Origin of the sequence: Guyparkeria sp. WRN-7 (assembly GCF_001641825.1) — a bacterium.
Classification (GTDB): Bacteria; Pseudomonadota; Gammaproteobacteria; order Halothiobacillales; family Halothiobacillaceae; genus Guyparkeria.
Window position 1 is genome coordinate 89,119 of record NZ_LRFH01000016.1, and the last position, 17,710, is coordinate 106,828.

At 65.9% G+C, this 17,710-nt stretch carries 16 protein-coding genes; 10 read left to right on the forward strand and 6 right to left on the reverse strand.

Annotated elements, in window-relative coordinates:
- The first annotated feature begins 10 nt into the window (after positions 1-10).
- Genes pseB through pseI form a run of 6 tightly spaced genes read left to right on the forward strand, consistent with a single transcriptional unit; the run spans position 11 to position 5,570 of the window.
- Positions 11-1,012: a UDP-N-acetylglucosamine 4,6-dehydratase (inverting) gene (gene pseB, locus AWR35_RS08725; protein ID WP_058575572.1), complete on the forward strand. Its 1,002-nt coding sequence runs from the start codon at positions 11-13 to the stop codon at positions 1,010-1,012.
- A complete protein-coding gene (gene pseC / locus AWR35_RS08730; RefSeq protein ID WP_058575573.1) occupies positions 1,009-2,169 on the forward strand; it encodes a UDP-4-amino-4,6-dideoxy-N-acetyl-beta-L-altrosamine transaminase in 1,161 nt (386 codons plus the stop codon). Before pseB ends, pseC begins: the two co-directional genes overlap by 4 nt.
- Positions 2,166-2,870, forward strand: a complete 705-nt coding sequence (gene pseF, locus AWR35_RS08735; protein WP_058575574.1) for a pseudaminic acid cytidylyltransferase — start codon at positions 2,166-2,168, stop codon at positions 2,868-2,870. Before pseC ends, pseF begins: the two co-directional genes overlap by 4 nt.
- Complete coding sequence (gene pseG, locus AWR35_RS08740; protein ID WP_058575575.1) at positions 2,867-3,970, forward strand: UDP-2,4-diacetamido-2,4,6-trideoxy-beta-L-altropyranose hydrolase; 1,104 nt, start codon at positions 2,867-2,869, stop codon at positions 3,968-3,970. The genes pseF and pseG overlap by 4 nt, the downstream gene beginning before the upstream one ends.
- Complete coding sequence (gene pseH / locus AWR35_RS08745; protein WP_197408182.1) at positions 3,970-4,503, forward strand: UDP-4-amino-4,6-dideoxy-N-acetyl-beta-L-altrosamine N-acetyltransferase; 534 nt, start codon at positions 3,970-3,972, stop codon at positions 4,501-4,503. The genes pseG and pseH overlap by 1 nt, the downstream gene beginning before the upstream one ends.
- Before the next feature lie 2 nt (positions 4,504-4,505).
- Entirely contained in the window at positions 4,506-5,570 is a 1,065-nt protein-coding gene (gene pseI / locus AWR35_RS08750; protein WP_348769653.1) for a pseudaminic acid synthase, read from the forward strand.
- A 39-nt stretch (positions 5,571-5,609) separates the two neighbouring features.
- On the opposite strand, the gene AWR35_RS08755 is transcribed toward pseI, so the two are convergent.
- From AWR35_RS08755 to prmB, 4 genes are all read right to left on the reverse strand, one after another.
- Complete coding sequence (locus tag AWR35_RS08755) at positions 5,610-6,392, reverse strand: hypothetical protein (RefSeq protein WP_058575577.1); 783 nt, start codon at positions 6,390-6,392, stop codon at positions 5,610-5,612.
- 10 nt (positions 6,393-6,402) lie between these two features.
- Positions 6,403-7,602 (reverse strand): cupin domain-containing protein, encoded by a 1,200-nt coding sequence (locus AWR35_RS08760; RefSeq protein WP_058575578.1) that lies wholly within the window; start codon positions 7,600-7,602, stop codon positions 6,403-6,405.
- Positions 7,603-7,743: 141 nt separating this feature from the next.
- Positions 7,744-9,021 carry an FAD-dependent oxidoreductase gene (locus tag AWR35_RS08765; RefSeq protein WP_058575579.1) on the reverse strand — a complete coding sequence of 426 codons (1,278 nt, stop codon included), beginning with the start codon at positions 9,019-9,021 and terminating at the stop codon, positions 7,744-7,746.
- Between the two features lie 217 nt (positions 9,022-9,238).
- Complete coding sequence (gene prmB, locus AWR35_RS08770) at positions 9,239-10,204, reverse strand: 50S ribosomal protein L3 N(5)-glutamine methyltransferase (protein ID WP_058575580.1); 966 nt, start codon at positions 10,202-10,204, stop codon at positions 9,239-9,241.
- A gap of 106 nt (positions 10,205-10,310) precedes the next feature.
- Between prmB and asd the strand changes: the two genes are divergently transcribed.
- A complete protein-coding gene (asd, locus tag AWR35_RS08775) occupies positions 10,311-11,201 on the forward strand; it encodes an archaetidylserine decarboxylase (protein WP_082664033.1) in 891 nt (296 codons plus the stop codon).
- Positions 11,202-11,240: 39 nt separating this feature from the next.
- Here the strand turns inward: asd and AWR35_RS08780 are convergent, their stop codons facing one another.
- Positions 11,241-12,185, reverse strand: coding sequence for an amino acid--tRNA ligase-related protein (locus AWR35_RS08780; RefSeq protein WP_058575581.1), 945 nt, complete (start codon positions 12,183-12,185; stop codon positions 11,241-11,243).
- Positions 12,186-12,251: 66 nt separating this feature from the next.
- On the reverse strand, positions 12,252-12,821 hold the full coding sequence (gene efp / locus AWR35_RS08785) for an elongation factor P (protein ID WP_058575582.1): 570 nt from the start codon (positions 12,819-12,821) through the stop codon (positions 12,252-12,254).
- 33 nt (positions 12,822-12,854) lie between these two features.
- On the opposite strand from efp, the gene epmB reads away from it, so the two are divergent.
- From epmB to AWR35_RS08800, 3 genes are all read left to right on the forward strand, one after another.
- Positions 12,855-13,781 carry an EF-P beta-lysylation protein EpmB gene (gene epmB, locus AWR35_RS08790; RefSeq protein WP_058575583.1) on the forward strand — a complete coding sequence of 309 codons (927 nt, stop codon included), beginning with the start codon at positions 12,855-12,857 and terminating at the stop codon, positions 13,779-13,781.
- Positions 13,782-13,923: 142 nt separating this feature from the next.
- Positions 13,924-15,549: a hypothetical protein gene (locus AWR35_RS08795; RefSeq protein WP_156413972.1), complete on the forward strand. Its 1,626-nt coding sequence runs from the start codon at positions 13,924-13,926 to the stop codon at positions 15,547-15,549.
- Positions 15,546-17,636 (forward strand): EAL domain-containing protein, encoded by a 2,091-nt coding sequence (locus AWR35_RS08800; RefSeq protein WP_058575585.1) that lies wholly within the window; start codon positions 15,546-15,548, stop codon positions 17,634-17,636. Before AWR35_RS08795 ends, AWR35_RS08800 begins: the two co-directional genes overlap by 4 nt.
- Positions 17,637-17,710 lie beyond the last annotated feature (74 nt).

Below are 17,710 nucleotides of genomic sequence, written 5' to 3' on the forward strand. Positions count from 1 at the left end.
ACGACGAGCGATGTTTGAGGATAAATCGATTCTGATCACCGGGGGCACCGGCTCCTTCGGCCAGCTCATGGTCTCCACGCTGCTGGAGCAGCACAGTCCGCGTCGTGTGATCGTCTATTCGCGGGACGAACTCAAGCAGTTCGAGATGCAGCAGCGCTTTACCGATTCGCGCATGCGCTTCTTCCTCGGTGACGTGAGGGATCGCGAGCGCCTGCAGCAGGCGATGCAGGGGGTGGACTACGTCATTCACGCCGCGGCTCTCAAGCAAGTTCCGGCGGCGGAGTACAACCCGACCGAGTGCATCAAGACCAACGTGCACGGGGCCGAGAACGTTATCCAGGCCGCCCTGCAGAACGACGTCGCCCGGGTGGTCGCGTTATCCACCGATAAGGCGGCCAATCCGATCAATCTCTACGGGGCGACCAAGCTGGCCTCGGACAAGCTGTTCGTCGCGGCGAACAACATGGCCGGCGGGCACCCGACGCGGTTCTCCGTGGTGCGGTACGGCAACGTCGTGGGATCCCGCGGCTCGGTGGTGCCGTTCTTCCGTCGTCTGATTGCCGAGGGGGCGGACCACCTGCCGATCACGCACGAGGACATGACCCGCTTCTGGATCACGCTGCAGGAAGGAGTCGACCTGGTCATCAGCGCGTTCCAGCGCATGCACGGCGGGGAGATCTACGTGCCCAAGCTGCCGTCGGTGCGCATTACCGACCTGGCCCGGGCGTTGGCGCCAGACCTGCCTCAGCGGATCGTGGGTATCCGCCCCGGCGAGAAACTCCACGAGATCATGTGCCCGGCGGACGACTCCCACCTGACCCTGGAATTCGACGACCACTTCGTCATCCGGCCGACGATCACTTTTACCGGTCGGAACAATGACTTCGAGACCAATTCGTTGGGCGAGACCGGCCGCCCGGTCGAGATCGGGTTCGAGTACAACTCGGGCAGCAACGATCACTTTCTCGACGAGGATGAAATCCTCGCTTTCAACGAGAGGGCGGGCGTGTGATCCCCTACGGCCGTCAGGACATCCGCCAGGAGGACGTCGACGCGGTCGTGGAGGTGCTCCACTCGGATTTTCTCACCCAAGGGCCGGTGGTGCCGTGCTTCGAAGAGGCGGTGGCCCGGCGGGTGGACGCCCGTTACGGGCTGGCAGTCAATAGCGCCACCTCCGCGTTGCATCTCGCCTGTCTGGCAATCGGGCTGGGCGAGGGCGACTGGCTGTGGACCACGCCCGTGACGTTCGTGGCCTCGGCCAACTGCGGTCTCTACTGTGGCGCGAAGGTCGACTTTGTCGACATCGACCCGAGGACCCATAACCTCTGTCCGCAAGCGCTGGCGGCGAAGCTGGAGCAGGCCGAGCGTGACGACTGCCTGCCGAAGGTGCTGGTGGCCGTGCATCTGAGCGGCCAGCCATGCGACATGGCGGCAATTCACGAGCTGTCCCGGCAGTACGGTTTCCGCATCATCGAGGATGCCTCGCATGCCATCGGCGGCCGGTATCGGGACGAACCGATCGGTAACGGCCGTTACAGCGATGTCACCGTGTTCAGTTTCCACCCGGTGAAGATTGTCACCACCGGCGAGGGCGGTATGGCCGTCACCAACGACGAGGCACTTGCCGAGCGCATGGCCCTGCTGCGCAGCCACGGCGTGACCCGGGACCCGGATCGCATGACGCACGCGCCGGACGGGCCGTGGTACTACCAGCAGGTCGACCTGGGCTTCAACTACCGCATGACCGAAATGCAGGCGGCGCTGGGGTTGTCTCAGCTCGAGCGACTGGACTCGTACGTGGCCCGTCGTCACGAGCTGGCCGAGCGCTACGACCGCTTGCTTGCTGACTTGCCTGTGATCACGCCATGGCAGCATCCGGAGGGTTATTCGGGTCGGCACCTGTACGTCATCCGCTTGGAGCTCGACCGCATTGAACCCGGTCATCGGGCGGTGTTCGACTCGCTGCGGGAGCAGGGCGTCGGCGTCAACCTGCACTACATCCCGATCCACCTGCAGCCGTGGTATCGGCAGTTCGGCTTCGAGCCGGGTGACTTCCCGCAAGCGGAGCGCTATTACGCCGAAGCGATCAGTCTGCCGCTTTTCCCGACCCTGACCGAGGCGCAGCAGGACCAGGTGGTCGCCGCGCTCGCGGGGGCGCTCGCCGCATGAGAGTGGCCGTCATACCCGCGCGCGGCGGCAGCAAGCGCATTCCGCGCAAGAACATCCGGCCGTTCTGCGGCAGGCCGATGATCGCCTGGTCGATCGAGGCCGCCTGCACAAGCGGCTGTTTCGATCGGGTGATCGTCTCCACCGACGATGACGAGATCGCCACGGCGGCCGAGCGCCTCGGGGCCGAGGTGCCGTTCCGGCGCCCACAGGCTCTGGCCGACGACTATGCCGGCACGGTCCCGGTGGTCGCCCATGCGATCGAATGGCTCGGGGAGCACGGCGCGGCGCCCGATTCCGTCTGTTGCCTGTATGCGACCGCCCCCTTCGTTCGTGCCGCCGATCTTCGGCGTGGGTTGGAGGCGCTGGAGCGCACCGGCTGTGATTACGCCTTCTCCGTGACCAGCTACGCCTTTCCCATCCAGCGTGCCCTGCGGCTCACCGAAGATGGTCGGGTCGCCATGTTCCAGCCCGAATACGCGACGACCCGCTCCCAGGACCTGGAGGAGGCGTGGCACGATGCCGGCCAGTTCTACTGGGGGCAAAGCGAGGCGTGGCTCGGGAATCGGCCGGTGATGACCTCGGATGCCGTCCCGGTCGTTCTGCCGCGCGAGCGCGTGCAGGACATCGATACCCCCGAGGACTGGCGTCGGGCCGAATGGCTGTTCAATGCCATGCAGGCCGAGGCGGGCGAGAGTCGATGACCGACGGGGAGACCATCGTCTTTCGCACCGATGCCTCGTTACAGATCGGTACCGGACACGTGATGCGCTGCCTCACGCTGGCCGATGCCCTTCGCGGGCAGGGGCGAGAATGCCACTTCATCTGTCGGGAGCATCCCGGTCACCTGGTCGATGCCATCCGGGAGCGTGGGTTTCCGGTTCATGTCCTGCCGGTCTCCGAGGAGCAGGGCGGCCAGAGCGCGGCGGGGCCGGCTCATGCCCCGTGGCTGGGTGCCTCATGGGAGACCGATGCCAGGCAGACGGCCGAGGTGTTGCAGGGGCTCCATCCGAGCTGGGTGGTGGTCGATCATTACGCGCTCGACGCCCGCTGGGAAGCCACCGTGAGGCCACAGGGCACCGGGTTGATGGTGCTGGACGACCTGGCCGATCGCTCTCACCAGGCCGACGTCCTGCTCGACCAGAACCTGGGTCGCCAGGCGGGCGACTACGGCGGTCTGGTGCCCGAGGACTGCCGGCTCCTGATCGGACCGCGACATGCGTTGTTGCGCCCGGAGTTCGCCCAACTGCGCGAGGACAGCCTGCGCCGCCGCCGGCGGTCGCCCCGCCTGAAGCGGTTGCTGGTCAGCATGGGCGGCATGGACAAGGACAACGTCACCGGCAAGGTTCTTGACGCGCTTCGTGCCGCGCCCCTGCCGTCCGATCTCCAGATCGATGTGGTGATGGGCGGTAACGCCCCGTGGTTGCGACAGGTCCAGGATCAGGCCGCCGCCATGCCGAGACCGACACGGGTGATGGTCGATATCCCCGACATGGCGCAGCGGATGGCCGAGGCGGACTTTGCCATCGGTGCGGCGGGCAGCACTTCCTGGGAACGATGTTGTCTTGGCCTGCCAGCCGTGATGGTGGTGCTGGCCGAAAATCAGCGGGGTATCGCCGCGGCCTTGGCCGTAGCCGACGCCTGCATCTGCCTCGATGATGCCGACGGGCTGGCGGAGCTACCTGAGCGCTGGAACGAATGGACCCGGCCGGGCACGTTGCGCGCCATGTCCCGGGCCAGTGCCTCGATTACCGACGGCCAGGGGGCGGCAAGAGTGTGTCAGCAGCTGAATCAGGAGGCGTGATGGCGAGCGAATCGGGTAGTGGTCTGAGGCCCATGCATGCCGGGGATCTGGATCGGGTCCTCGCGTGGAGGAATCACCCCGAGGTCCGTCGATACATGTACACCCAGCATGTCATCGGCCGGGACGAGCACCAGGCGTGGTTCGAGCGTGCTCACGCCGATCCGGCCAGGCATCTGCTGGTCTTCGAACGAGAGGGGCGGCCCGACGGGTTCGTCAACGTGACGATCGTGGACGAGGTCGCCCGGCGGGCGGAATGGGGTTTCTACCTGGCGCCGGACGCTCCCCGGGGCAGCGGTCGTCAGCTCGGAGAACAGACGTTGGCTTACGTGTTCCGCGACCTGACGCTACACAAACTCTGTGGCGAGGCGCTGGCCTACAATGAGCGCTCGGTTCGCTTTCACGAACGCCTCGGTTTCCGGCAGGAGGCCCGGCTGCGTGATCACCATTTCGACGGCAGTGGCTATCACGATGTCATCGGTTTCGGGCTGCTGGCAACGGAATGGTCACGGGAATCAGGATCTGAGGTCCGATGAGAATGCCAAGTATCGAAATCGCCGGTCGCCGCATTGCGGCAGACGAGCCGCCGTATGTCATTGCCGAGCTGTCGGCGAACCACAACGGTCGCCTCGAGACGGCGCTCCGGATCATCGACGAGGCCAAGGCGGCCGGAGCCGATGCGGTCAAGTTGCAGACCTACCGCCCGGATACCATCACGCTCGACAGCGACAGTGCCGACTTTTGCATCGAGGGAGGCCTGTGGGACGGACGCACCCTCTACGAGTTGTACGAAGAGGCCCACATGCCCTGGGAGTGGCACCAGCCGCTGTTCGAGCACGCCCGCAAGCTCGGCATGACCATTTTCAGCTCGCCGTTCGATGCCACGGCAGTCGATCTGCTGGAAGAGCTGGGCGCGCCGGCCTACAAGATCGCTTCGTTCGAGGCCGTGGACCTGCCCTTGATCGACTACGTCGCCCGCACCGGCAAACCGATGATCATTTCCACGGGTATGGCGGACGCCGAGGAGATCCAGGAGGCGGTCGACACCGCCCGTGATGCCGGTTGCGACCAGCTTGCCATCCTGCACTGCGTGAGCGGTTATCCCGCCCCGCCGGGAGATTACAACCTGTGCACCATCGCCGACATGATCGGGCGTTTTGGTCTGGTCACCGGCCTGTCCGATCACACCATCGATAACACCACCGCGGTCACCAGCGTGGCGCTGGGAGCCTCGATCATCGAAAAGCACTTCACCCTCGACAGGAACGGCGGCGGGCCGGACGATAGTTTCTCGCTCGAGCCGGCCGAGCTTGCCGCCCTGTGCAAGGGCGCCCACACGGCGTGGGAGGCGCTGGGAGAAGTCGACTACGGCAGGAAGTCGAGCGAGCAGGGCAACGCCCAGTTCCGTCGGTCGCTGTACTTCACGCGGGATCTGCGCGCCGGTGATACGGTGTCAGCCGATGCCGTCGCCAGCGTGCGCCCCGGATTCGGCCTGGCGCCGAAGCATCTCCACCGGGTGGTCGGCTGCCGGGTGACGCGGGACGTGCGGCGGGCCACGCCGGTGGACTGGGCCGTGCTGGATGGAGACGGGCGGCCAGGGTAATCCCGCTCTCTGTGACTCCCGCCAGGCGATCGCTGCGATTCAGCCGGCCTGTTTCGCTGCCACGTCGGCAATGTGCGGCATGTCCACGTTTAGCTCCTCGGCCTGCGACAGCGCTCGTGCCATCCGCTGCGGCGCCGAACGGCCCATGCACTGATGCTGCGGGTCGCCGTCGAAGCCTTTCACCATGCCGTCGATGAGGCGCTGGTGGTCGAATGCCTTGCCGACTTTCGCTTCCTGCAGGGAAATGACGTCTGCCGCGATGTTGCGAGCCAGTTGCTGGTGGTTGTTCCAAAGATCCTCGACGTCACCGCCGGTCTCGAGGCCGGCAATGTTGGTGGTCAGGATGTAGACGTTCTTGATCACCAGCTCCTCGAGCATCGCATCGCTATCGGTCACCCGATGCGCGGGGATGTCGAGCGACTGCATCGCCGCGACCAGGCCGTCGGCCTTGGGGCCGTGCACCGGCGAGGAGACCAGCGGCTTGACCGGCTTGCCGGGTTTTTTCTCGAACCAGATGGAGGCGACCGTCGGTGTCTCGATGCCGTGCTTGCGCCAGTCCTCCGGCAGCAGCTCGTTCTGGATCAGCACCAGCCGATTGAACCAGACGCTCGGTATCTGCTCGAGCACCGGCTGGAGGTCCTTCTCGCCCACGGCGACCAGCAGCCCGTCTAGGTCGGGCTTCGCGGCCAGGGCGGTCGCGATGTCGGTGTCACGGCCGATGGGGAAGACCGGGTGGCCGGTCTTGAGCAGGCCGTGGGCGAGCACGCCGCCGATCTCGCCGGCGCCGATCAGGCCCCATTCGGTGGCAAACGGCTGGGTCATGGGTGTCTCCTCAGTCTTGTTCGTCTTCGTCGGGGATCAGCAACTGCCCCGCGGTCAGGATCTTCTCGAGCAGGATGCGCGCGCTGGCATTGCTGGCCCGTTCGGCCAGCGCCTCGCCGTCGACAACAATGCGCTGGCTAAGAAAACGCGCCAGCGGCAGGCTCTCGCTATCCAGTTCGTGGCTCTGGCCATCGATGCACAGGTAGCCCGGGGTGTTGCCGGTCGGTTCCAGTAGCAGCCAGCGTGATGCCGGTGTGCGCTGGAATTCGGGCAGTTCGTTGAGGTGGTCGAGGATGCCGCCGATCTCCTCCTCGTGATAGCGCGGGTAGAGGGCGGCATGATCGACGGGGCGTTCGGTCAGCGTCTCGCCAATCAGGCGGTCGATCAGGCCGTCGTCGCTGCGCATGGCCTCACGTACCCACTGGCGCAGGCGTTCGCGCGTGGCCGGTTCGAGTTCGCCCGGGTTCGCGCTTTCCGTCAGGTCGGGGTCGCCGTAACGGGTTTCCGTGGCCATCGTGGCCAGCCGGTCGCAGACGCCGCCCACCAGGTCCATCTGGGTGGGCGCACGAAAGCCGATCGAGTAGGTCATGCAGTCGTCCAGCGCCACGCCGTGGTGCGGGATGCCGGGCGGCAGGTAGAGCATGTCGCCCGGCTCGAGCACCCACTCATCGCTTGGGGTGAACTCGGTCAGGATGCGCACGTCGAGCCCTTCACGATAGGCGGTGTGCACCGGCGGGTTCTCGATCTGCCAGCGGCGCCGGCCGTGCGCCTGCAGCAGGAAGACGTCGTACTCGTCGATGTGGGCGCCGACCGAGCCGCCCGGCGGGGCGTAGGAGATCATCAGGTCGTCGATGCGCCAGTCGGGGATGAAGCGGAAGCGCTCGACCAGCTCCATCAGCTCGGGGATCAGCTTCTCGACGTCTGTGACCAGCAGGGAATAGCCGTCTTCCGGCAGGGCGCGGAAGTCGTCCTCGCGGAACGGGCCCATCTTCAGCTGCCAGTCGCGCTCCTCGCCGTGCTCGAGGATAAGGCGCGACGGGGCGTCGGCCTCACAGGCGAGACCGGCCAGTTCCTCGGGCGCCAGCGGGCTCTCGAAACCGGGGATCGCCCCCCGGATCAGCACCGGCTGTTTCTGCCAGTAGTCGCGAAGAAAGGTGTCGACCGACAGGTCGCCGAGCACGTGGGTCGGGATGGGCGCATGATCTGTCATGGGTGGTCTCGTCCGGCGGTGAATCCTCGGGCCCCGAGTCTACCTGATGCGTCGCGAGGCGAGGCAATCCGTCTTGGGGCGCCAACAAAAAACGGCGCACCCGTGGGTGCGCCGTTCGATGCCCGAGCGGGGCAGCAGTCGTTACTTCTCCAGTCGGTTCAGGCCGATCGCCCGCATGATGTACTTCTCGTACAGCGGCTCGGAGGTGCCCTTCTTCATCTTGCGGATGAAGTACTTCTCGAAGGCGATCTTGGCCAGGTGTACCCAGCGGCCGGCCGCGAACCAGTTGACGTTGCGCGGCGGGATCTGCGGCAGGGCGATGAACGCCGCGCCGCGGTCGCCGAAATCGGCCAGGCAGATAGCCTGCCAGGACCCCTTCGACGTCGGCTCGCCCTCGCCGGTCAGCTCGGCCTGGATGTTGTGGACGATCGCGGTGACCATCGACTCGATCATGTAGCCAGTCTTCGGTGCACCGGTGGGTACGGGGGTCTTCTCGATCGGCGGGATCGCGATGGCCACGCCGGCGGCGAAGATGTTCTTGTAGGTCGGGTTGCGCTGGTAGTCGTCGACCTTGACGAAGCCGCGCGGGTTGCAGAGATCCTCCACCTCGGCGACGCAGTCCACGCCCTTGAACGCCGGCAGCATCATCGAATGGTTGAACGGCAGCTCGTGGGTCTGCTTGACCTCGCCATCGCTGTTCAGCTCCTCGACGTGCATGGTGCCGTCCTCGACCTTGGTGGTGCGCGCATTGGTGACCCACTTGATGTCGTGGCTGCGCATCTCGGACTCGAGCATGCCCTTGGAGTCACCGACGCCGCCCAGGCCGAGGTGGCCGATGTAGGGCTCGGCGGTGACGAAGGTGATCGGCACCTTGTGGCGAAGCTTCTTCTTGCGCAGCGCCGAGTCGAGAATGAAGGCGTACTCGTAGGCCGGGCCGTAGCAGCTGGCCCCCGGCATGGCGCCGACGATCACCGGGCCCGGGTTTTCCACCAGCTTCTTGAAGTCGTCGTAGGCCTGTTCGGCGTGGTCGATGGTGCAGACCGACTCGGTATAACCGCCGTGCGGGCCGGCACCTTCGACCTCGTCGAACATCAGCTTCGCACCGGTGGTGATGATCAGATAGTCGTAATCCACCGACTCGCCGTCCGCGAGATCCAGGCGGTTTTCCTTTGCATCGATGCGATCGACCTTCTGTGCGATGAAGTCGATCTGCTTGCGCTTGAGGTAGGGCTCGATCGGGAAGGTGATGTCGTCGCGGTTGCGCCAGCCAACGGCCACCCAGGGGTTGGAGGGAACGAACTGGAAATAGGGCTCGGCATTGATCACCGTGATCCGGTGTTCGTCGCCCAATGCCTCCCGTGCCTCGTAGGCGGCCGGCAGGCCGCCGATGCCGGCGCCCAGAATGACGATATGTGCCATGACGTGTTCCCCCTGTTGTCGGTGCCCCGCGGGCCGTTGCGGCCCTTGCGGATATGACCCTTTGTTAATGCGTCGTTACCGATTGTTCACCCAGGAGGCGGGAAAAATCAAGGATCGTTCAGAAGGAATGCAATTACTGATCTCGGTCGTTCCGTAACGGCTTGAAATACAAGCCTTGCACGTGGTTCCTGAGAATATTAGTAAACAATAAATGGCGCTATCGGGCGCCGGCTCCGCGCCAGTCGTGGAGGTGTTCCCGGGGGAAGCCGATGATCGATGACGGTGCCGGAGACAGGTCCACCCACAGGCCGCGATGATCGGGCCAGCGTTCGTCGAACCAGTGGCGGCCATTGCCCATCTCGACGAAGATCCAGCCACCCGGCTCGAGGTGGGTCGCGGCCTGGTCGAGCAGGCGTTCGACGAGCGCCAGTCCCTGGTCGGGCGCGAACAGCGCATCGGCCGGCTCGTGGCCGTACTCGGCCGGCAGGTCCTGGGCCTCGTCGGGATGCACATAGGGCGGGTTGCTGACGATCAGGTCGAAGACCAGCGGGTCGTCTTGCTCGTCACGCAACTGGTCGAAGCCGTCGGACTGCATCAGCTCGACCCGGTCCTCGAGCTGGTAGTCGGCCACGTTCTGGGCGGCGACGGCCAGCGCCCCGAAATCGATGTCGCTACCCACCACCCAGGCATCGGGGAAATGTTCGGCCAGGGCGATGGCGATACAGCCGGAGCCGGTGCCGATGTCCAGTGCCCGCTTGATGCGCCGGCCGTGGTGCAGCACGCCCTTGAAGTCGTCGCGGATCAGGTCGCCGAAGGGCGAGCGCGGGATCAGGACGCGCTCGTCGACGAAGTAGGGCTGGCCGAGAAACCAGGCCCGGTTGAGCAGGTAGGCCGTGGGGATGTGCTCGAGACAGCGGCGACGAATCAGTTCGGCCAGGTACGAACGTTCCTCGCCGGTCAGCCGTGCGTCCCACCAGTCGCGACCCAGGTCCGGCGGCAGTCGCAGGCCTTCGAGCACCAGCCAGGCGGCCTCGTCGAGGTAATTGGTGGTGCCGTGTCCGAGGAACACGCCATGCTCGTCCATGCGACTGGCTGCCCAGCGCACGAAGTCGAGGATGGTCTCGAGATGGTCGTGGTTGCCGAGTGCGTCCGGCCTCGGGTCCTGTGATTCGGCTGGCATCATGTCGTGACGGATCGTGTATGCGTAGGTGGGTTGGGCCGTTGGGCGGCGGTGACTCTGGCACAATACTACCTTTCCACTGGCACTCTTCACGCCACAGCGAGGCAACATGGCATCCCGATCGAATACCGTGAAATGGCAATCGCGTCTCTGGGCGCGTCTGCAGTACGTCCTGCCTCATCACCTGATCTCGGGCGTGGTGTTTCGCGTCACTCGCTGGCGGGCCCCCTGGACCACCTGGCTGATCCGGCGTTTCGTGCGTGCCTTCGGCGTCAATCTCGACGAGGCGGCACAGACCGACCCGGCCGCCTACGAGACCTTCAACGCGTTCTTTACCCGCGCGCTTGCCGACGGGGCACGGCCGCTCGAGGGTGATGCCGGCGAGTGGGTCAGCCCGGTCGACGGCCGGATCAGCCAGATCGGCCACATCCAGTCGGGCAACATCTTCCAGGCCAAGGGGCATGCCTACACCGCCACGGAACTGCTGGGCGGCGATGCCGAACTGGCCGAACAGTTCAAGGACGGCTCGTTCGCGACGCTGTATCTCTCGCCGTCGGATTATCACCGCATCCACATGCCGATCGGCGGCACGCTGCGCGAGATGATCCACGTGCCGGGGCGGCTGTTCTCGGTCTCGACCGGCACGGTGGCCGAGGTGCCGCGCCTGTTCGCCCGCAACGAGCGCGTTGTCTGCCTGTTCGACACGGCCGACGGACCGATGGCGATGGTGCTGGTCGGTGCGATCAACGTCTCGGCGATCGAGACGGTCTGGGCGGGGCTGGTCACGCCGTCACCGCAGCGTCAGGTGGGGCGCTGGACGTATCGCGACGAGGAGGGGCTGTCGATCCGCCTGAAGCGCGGCGCCGAAATGGGGCGCTTCAACATGGGTTCGACCGTGATCCTGCTGACCGCGCCCGGCGTGGACTTCGATTCCCGCTGGCAGGCCGAGGTGCCGGTCAAGCTGGGTGAGCGGTTGCAGGCGGCTGGCGCCGAGGCCTGATCCGCTGCCCGGCATCGGGGCGGTCGATGGCGGGCCAGCTCAGGCCCGGCTGGTGGTAAACGGCATGACCTGATCGATCTCGTCGCTGCCGGTCAGCCACATCAGCAGCCGGTCCATCCCCAGTGCCACCCCGCTGCAGTCGGGCAAACCGTGCTGCAGGGCGGCAAGGAAGCGATGCTGCGAGGGGCTGACCTCGGCACCGTCCGCCGTGGCATCGAGGCGTTGTGCCTGCTCGTCCGGATCGCTGAGCTCGTGATAGCCGTTCGCCAGTTCCAGCGTGCCGCCGTAGATCTCGAAGCGATTGGCCACGACGACTTCCCGTCCCTCGAACTCGTTTGTCTCCAGGCGGGCCATGGCCGCCTGACTGGCCGGATAGCCGGTCACCACCGTCAGCGTGTCACGGTCGAAGCGGGGCTCGATCACCACGCTCATCAGGAGATTCAGCCAGTCGTCCCGTTCCATGTCGTCGGGGGCGTTGAGCGTGACGCCGGCGGCCGTGGCGGCCTTCCGGAGCGCCTCGTCATCGGCGGTGTAGGGATCGAGGTCGCAATGCTCGCGGAACAGCGCGCCGTAATCGCGGCGTTCGATGCGCGGGGCGGGATGGTCCAGTGCCCGGCATGCCTCGTGAATCAGCGCGAGGCTGGTCTCAATGCCGCCCTCGAGGTCCGCTCCGCTCTCGTACCATTCCAGCATGCCGAATTCGGGATTGTGGCGCGGGCCGGACTCCCCGGCACGGAACACCGGGGCGAGCGAGTAGATGCCGGGCAGATCGGGATAGGCGGCGAGCACGCGCTTCATCGCAAGCTCGGGCGAGCTGTGCAGGCTGCCGGCGGGCGTGCCGTCGGGCAGGGTGACCCGGAACAGCGCGATGTTGGGCTCGAAGTCCGGGCTGTCGATCACGCTCGGGGCATCGATCTCCAGCCAGTCACGCTCGTCGAGGGCGGCGCGCAGGCAGCGCTTGAGGCGTGCCCGCCGGACGAGCATGTCGCGGCTGGCGCCAGGGCGCCAGTTCGGGTCAGGGAAGGGGGGTGAACCGATGGTTCGGGCGCGTCAGTTCTTGACGCGCGAGAGGTATTCGCCGGTGCGGGTGTCGCAGCGCAGCACCTCGCCTTCCTCGATGAACAGCGGCACCTTGACCACGGCGCCGGTCTCGAGGGTGGCCGGCTTGGTGCCGCCGGTGGCGGTGTCGCCACGGATACCCGGGTCGGTCTCGACCACCTTCAGCTCGACGTGGTTCGGCGGCAGCACCTGGATCGGGTTGCCGTTGAACAGGACGATCTGGCACATGTCCTGCTCCTTGAGCCACTGCGACGAATCGCCGACGGCCTCCTTGGTGGCGACAACTTGCTCGAAGGACTCGGGGTCCATAAAGTGCCACTCCTCGCCGTCGGAGAAGAGATACTGCATCTCCAGCTCGAGCACGTCGGCCGCCTCGATCGACTCGCCCGACTTGAAGGTGCGCTCGATCGTCTTGCCCGTCTTGAGGTTCTTCAGCTTGACCCGGTTGAAAGCCTGGCCCTTGCCGGGCTTGACGAACTCGTTCTCGACGATGTTGGCCGGGTCGCCGTCGAGCATGACCTTGAGGCCGGAGCGGAATTCGTTGGTGCTGTAAGTAGCCATGGAAACCTGTCAGTCAATCGAAAGTCGTTGGAAATGGCCGCGATCATACCCGATAACCCCTCTACATCCCAGCGCCGCGCCGATCGTGCCGACGAGGCATTCGTCGAGCTGACCACGTCACTGGTCGATTCGCAGATCGACGCCGGCGACCCCGACGACCCGATTGCCCGTCAGTTCCGGATCGATCCGCGCGAGTCCCTCGATGTGCCCGGATTCGATGCCGACCCGGTCGGCGATCTGGCCGCCAATGCCGTGCCCGGGGTGCTGCACAAGTATCACGGCCGGGCGCTGCTGGTGCTGACCGGGGCCTGTGCCGTGCACTGCCGCTACTGTTTCCGGCGCCACTTCCCCTATGGCGACCAGCGGCTCGACGAGCCGGCCCTCGATCGGGCGCTGGATTACCTTGCCTACGATCCGGACATGACCGAGGTGATCCTCTCCGGTGGTGACCCGCTGGTACTCAGTTCGCGTCGCCTCGCCGGGGTTCTCGGCCGCCTGGCCGAACTTCCCCATCTGCGCCGTCTGCGTATCCACAGCCGCATACCCACGGTGGCGCCCGAGCGTATCGACGAGCGCCTGTGTGATGCCCTGGCCGCCTTTCCCGTGCCGGTGGTGCTGGTCGCTCACGTCAACCACCCGCGCGAACTGGGCCCGGCCAGCCGGGAGGCATTCGAGCGTCTGCGGCGTGCCGGTGTGACGCTGCTCAACCAGTCGGTGCTCCTGCGCGAGGTGAACGACGAGGTCGAGGTGCTGGCGGCGCTCTCCGAGTCACTGTTCGAGCAGGGCGTGCTGCCCTATTACCTGCACCACCTCGATCCGGTGGCCGGGGCGGCGCACTTTGCCGTCGATGCCGATACCGGCCGTGCGCTGGTGGATGCCCTGCGGGCACGGCTGCCGGGCTACCTCGTGCCCCGCTTCGTGGTCGAGGAGGCCGGCGAGCCGAACAAGACGCCGCTTTGACCCGGGCAACGCCCCGCGGGCGCGCCGTCGCTTGGATTCGGGCAGGCGCTTGAATACAGTATCATTCGGTTCTTCGCCCGGACGGCGAGGGTCAACAGACGGTGGGCGCGTCCCGGTAGGGGCGGGAAAAGGAGTTTCGTCAATGCCGGAATCAGTACAGATGGATGCCGCAGAGGACCTGCAGGCGCTCTTGGAACGTGTCGCGGTGGTCGAGCCGACCCAGGCGGCGAGCCTGCTGGCGGGCTTCCTCGGTCGGGCTGACCTGGAGGAAATGAGCGACGAGGCGCTTGCCGACCTCATCGCCGCCGTCGAGCCGCGGCTGGAGCGGACGGCGACCGCTTTGAGACGGGCCGTGCGACAGAGCCCCCTGCCCATGACGGACAGGGCGCGCAACCAGCTGGCGGCCTTGTTCACGCTGTATCGCGCCGCCCAGGCGCTCGCCAATCTGCAACTCGGACTGGCCCCGGCCGATACCGCGTCAGCGGTCGACGCGAGAATCGATGCCCATCGCCACCGGGTCGAGTGGTCGGCGCAGCTGATCCTCGACTGCTATCAGCTCTACGTCAGTGTGCCTCGGCCACTGTTCACGGATCTGCACCAGTTCGCTCGCGCCGCGCATCGGGATCTCGCCGAGACCCGCCCGAGCGACTGGGAGCGGGTCCGGTCCGCTTACGTGGCGATCCTGTTGCTTGGCATGGTCAACCCCTACGCCCTGACGGTTGACGAGATGGTGGGGCTCTACCCCTGTCTTCGCGAGGTCGCCGACCGGGTCGAGATTACGGCTGAGCGGCCGCCGGGATCGGCGCGGTTCGTCGACGTGACCGGCCGCCTGGCCCCGCATATCGCCGTCCGCGGTGGCCAGGCGGCTGCCGATGGTGCCGTCTACGTGGCTGTGGATCCGCTCTACGAGCGAGAGGTGGCCGCCGAGCTTGATGGCGAATGTCGCGAGGCCCTGCGTGGCTTTCTGCAGCGGCTGAACTTTTTCCTGACGCCGCGGGAAACGCGTCACCGAGAGCATCACGAAGCGCCGGTCGGTGAGCGTTCGCTGATCACCATCGGCTTTCACAGCGTGCATCATCGCCTGCTCGATGAGATGCTTTACACCATGCGCGCCTCGCAGCACCTGACCTTTTCCGGGCTGGACTGGGAGGGGCTGGAGCGCCCGGTGCACGGGCAGGTCAAGAAAGCGCCCAGCATTCACGACTTCAAGCTCGAGCTCGAAGGCGGCGCCAAGGACGACATCGACTGGGAAGCCAGGCCGGACGCCGAAAGGCGGCGCAGGGGGCCGCGACTGAACGAGCCGGCCACCTGGGACGTGGTCAATCTGTCCGAGCGAGGGCTAAGGCTTCACTGGCGTCTGGCCGATAACAGCCGGGCAGCCGTCGACGAGCTGATCCTGATCGAACAGGATCCGGACGAAGAATTCGGCGGGCTCGATGCCGTCATCGGGCTTGGCATCGTTCGCTGGGTGCGCCACCTCGATGAGGCGAACCGCACCATCGACATGGGCGTGGAGCGACTGGCCGGCAACTGGATGGCCTATTTCGCCCATCCCAGCGAGGATTCTGCGCAGGCGTCGGGCACATGGCCCGTGCTGGCCCGCCTGGCCGGCAGACAGGTCGACCGCCTGATCCTGCCGCCGGAGCTTGCCGGTCGTAGTGACCGGGTGACCGTGATCCGCGAGCAGGGCGGCGACATTCATCTCAAACTGGAGCGAATCGTGATGGTCGGTTCCCACTTGGTGGTCATGGAGGCAAGCAACGCGTGACCCTCGTCGAATCCATCGAAAACACCCCGTTTTCCATTCTGCACATCACCGGCTCGGTCAATGACTCGATCGCGCTGAGGGGCGAGTTGCGCAATGCCGGCCTGCAGGCCAGCGTGCACAACGCTGCCGATTTCGATGCCGTCCGCAAGGAGCTTGCCAAGACGCCGGTCGATGTGATCTACATCGAATTCGGTGCCAATGCCCGGGAAATGCTGACGGCATTGAGCGAGCTGGCTGCCAAGGAGCCGGCCCTCAACGGCGTGCCGGTTGTCGTGTACGACGACATGGCCGGCACCGAGGAGGTCGAGGGATTCCTCGAGGCCGGGGCGTTTCTGGTCATCGGCGATGAGGCGCTGGTCGAGCCGCTGTTGATGCGCGCGGTGGCCACCGGCCTGATGCACAAGGATCGCGAGAGCAAGGCCGCCCAGCTGGCGAAGTCCGAGCTGCGCTGCCAGAAACTGATCGACGGGTCGGCCGAGGCGGTCGCCTACATCCAGGACGGTCTGCACATCTACGCCAACCGGGCGTATCTCGACCTGCTCGGTTTCGAGAGCATCGACGATCTGCTCGAGGAGCCCATCCTCGACCTGGCGGGCGGGGACTCGGCCCAGCGGCTCAAGGCGTTCCTCAAGACCGAGGATGCCGAGGACACCTTCACGCTGCGCACCAGCGGCGGCCACGAGATCGACGTCAAGGTGAGCAGCACCGCCGCCTCCTTTGACGGCGAGCCCTGCCTGCAGATCTTCGCCAATCAGGTGAAGGAAGATGTCGGCGACATCTCCGAACAGCTCGAATACTTCGCCCGTCGCGACCTGCTCACCGGCCTGTACAACCGCAACTACCTGTTCGAGCAGATCGAGGCTCGTCGAGCGGAAATCGATGCCGAGGAGGAAGGTAGCGGTTCCCTGCTGCTGCTCGAGATCCTCAATCACGACGAGATCAAGAAGCACATCGGCACCACCGGCATGGACAATCTCCTGACCGAATTCGGCAAGGAGATCGAGGAGCGTGTCGGCGGTCAGGGTCTGGTGGCCCGGCATGGCGCCTTCTCTTTCCTGACGCTGCTGGGTCGCCTTGACCCTCAGCGCACCGCCGAGCTGGCCGACGCGCTCAACGAGCTGGCCCGCGAGTACGTCTATACCCAGGGGACCACGTCGGTGACGGTGATCACCTCGGCAGGCTATCTCGTGCTCGACGAGAATTCGCCGTCCAAGGCCGCGGAGCTGGTCGACCGGGTCGAGCGCGCGTCCAACCGGGCAGCGCAGGAGGGCGATTACCTCTCCCGGCTGTACGAGCCGGATATCAAGACGGCCTCCGAGCGCGAACAGGACGAGGCATGGGCGCGCAAGATCAAGAATGCCCTGCGCGAGAGCCGCTTCTCGCTGGTATTCCAGCCGATCGTTTCGCTGACCGGCGATCGCGAGATCAGCCGCTACGAGGTTTTCGTCCGCATGGTCGACGAGGACGGCAGCCTGATCTCGCCGGCGGAATTCCTCTCCCAGGCCGAACGCGGCGATCTGATCCAGTCGATCGACCGCTGGGTGGTGCTCTCGGCGATCAAGCAGATCCACAACGGCGTCAAGGCCGGCGAGAAACCCAAGCTCTACATTCGTATCAGCGATGCCTCGCTGCACGACCCCGAGTTCGGCAAGTGGGTGGCCCAGCGCCTGCAGATGACGCGTCTGCCGGACACGCTGCTCGCGATGCAGGTCTCGGTCGACAAGGCCGGTCACGCCCTGCGTCACCTCGCCGATCTGCAGGACACGCTGCGGCCGCTGGGCGGCGAGTTGATCCTCGACGGCTTCGGCTCGGGCGACGACGGCTTCCGTATCCTCGATCACCTGCCGGTCTCGACCATCAAGATCGCCCGTCCGCTGCTGGAGAGCTTCTCCCAGGAAGCGGCCAACCAGGAGCGTGTCGGCGAGGTGGTGCAGCACGCCAAGCAGTCGGAGATGGCCGTGATCGTGCCCAACGTGGAGAACGCGGCCAGCCTGCAGATCCTGTGGCCAATGGGGGTCGACTTCGTGCAGGGCGACTTCATCCAGGCGCCGCAGGAAACCCTCGAGTTCGATTTCGCCCAGTTCTGATCGCCGGCGCGCGCTGCACAGCGGCGTGTATCCGGGCTAAAATGGGCGGCTCCCCGGGCACCCCGGGGTCCATC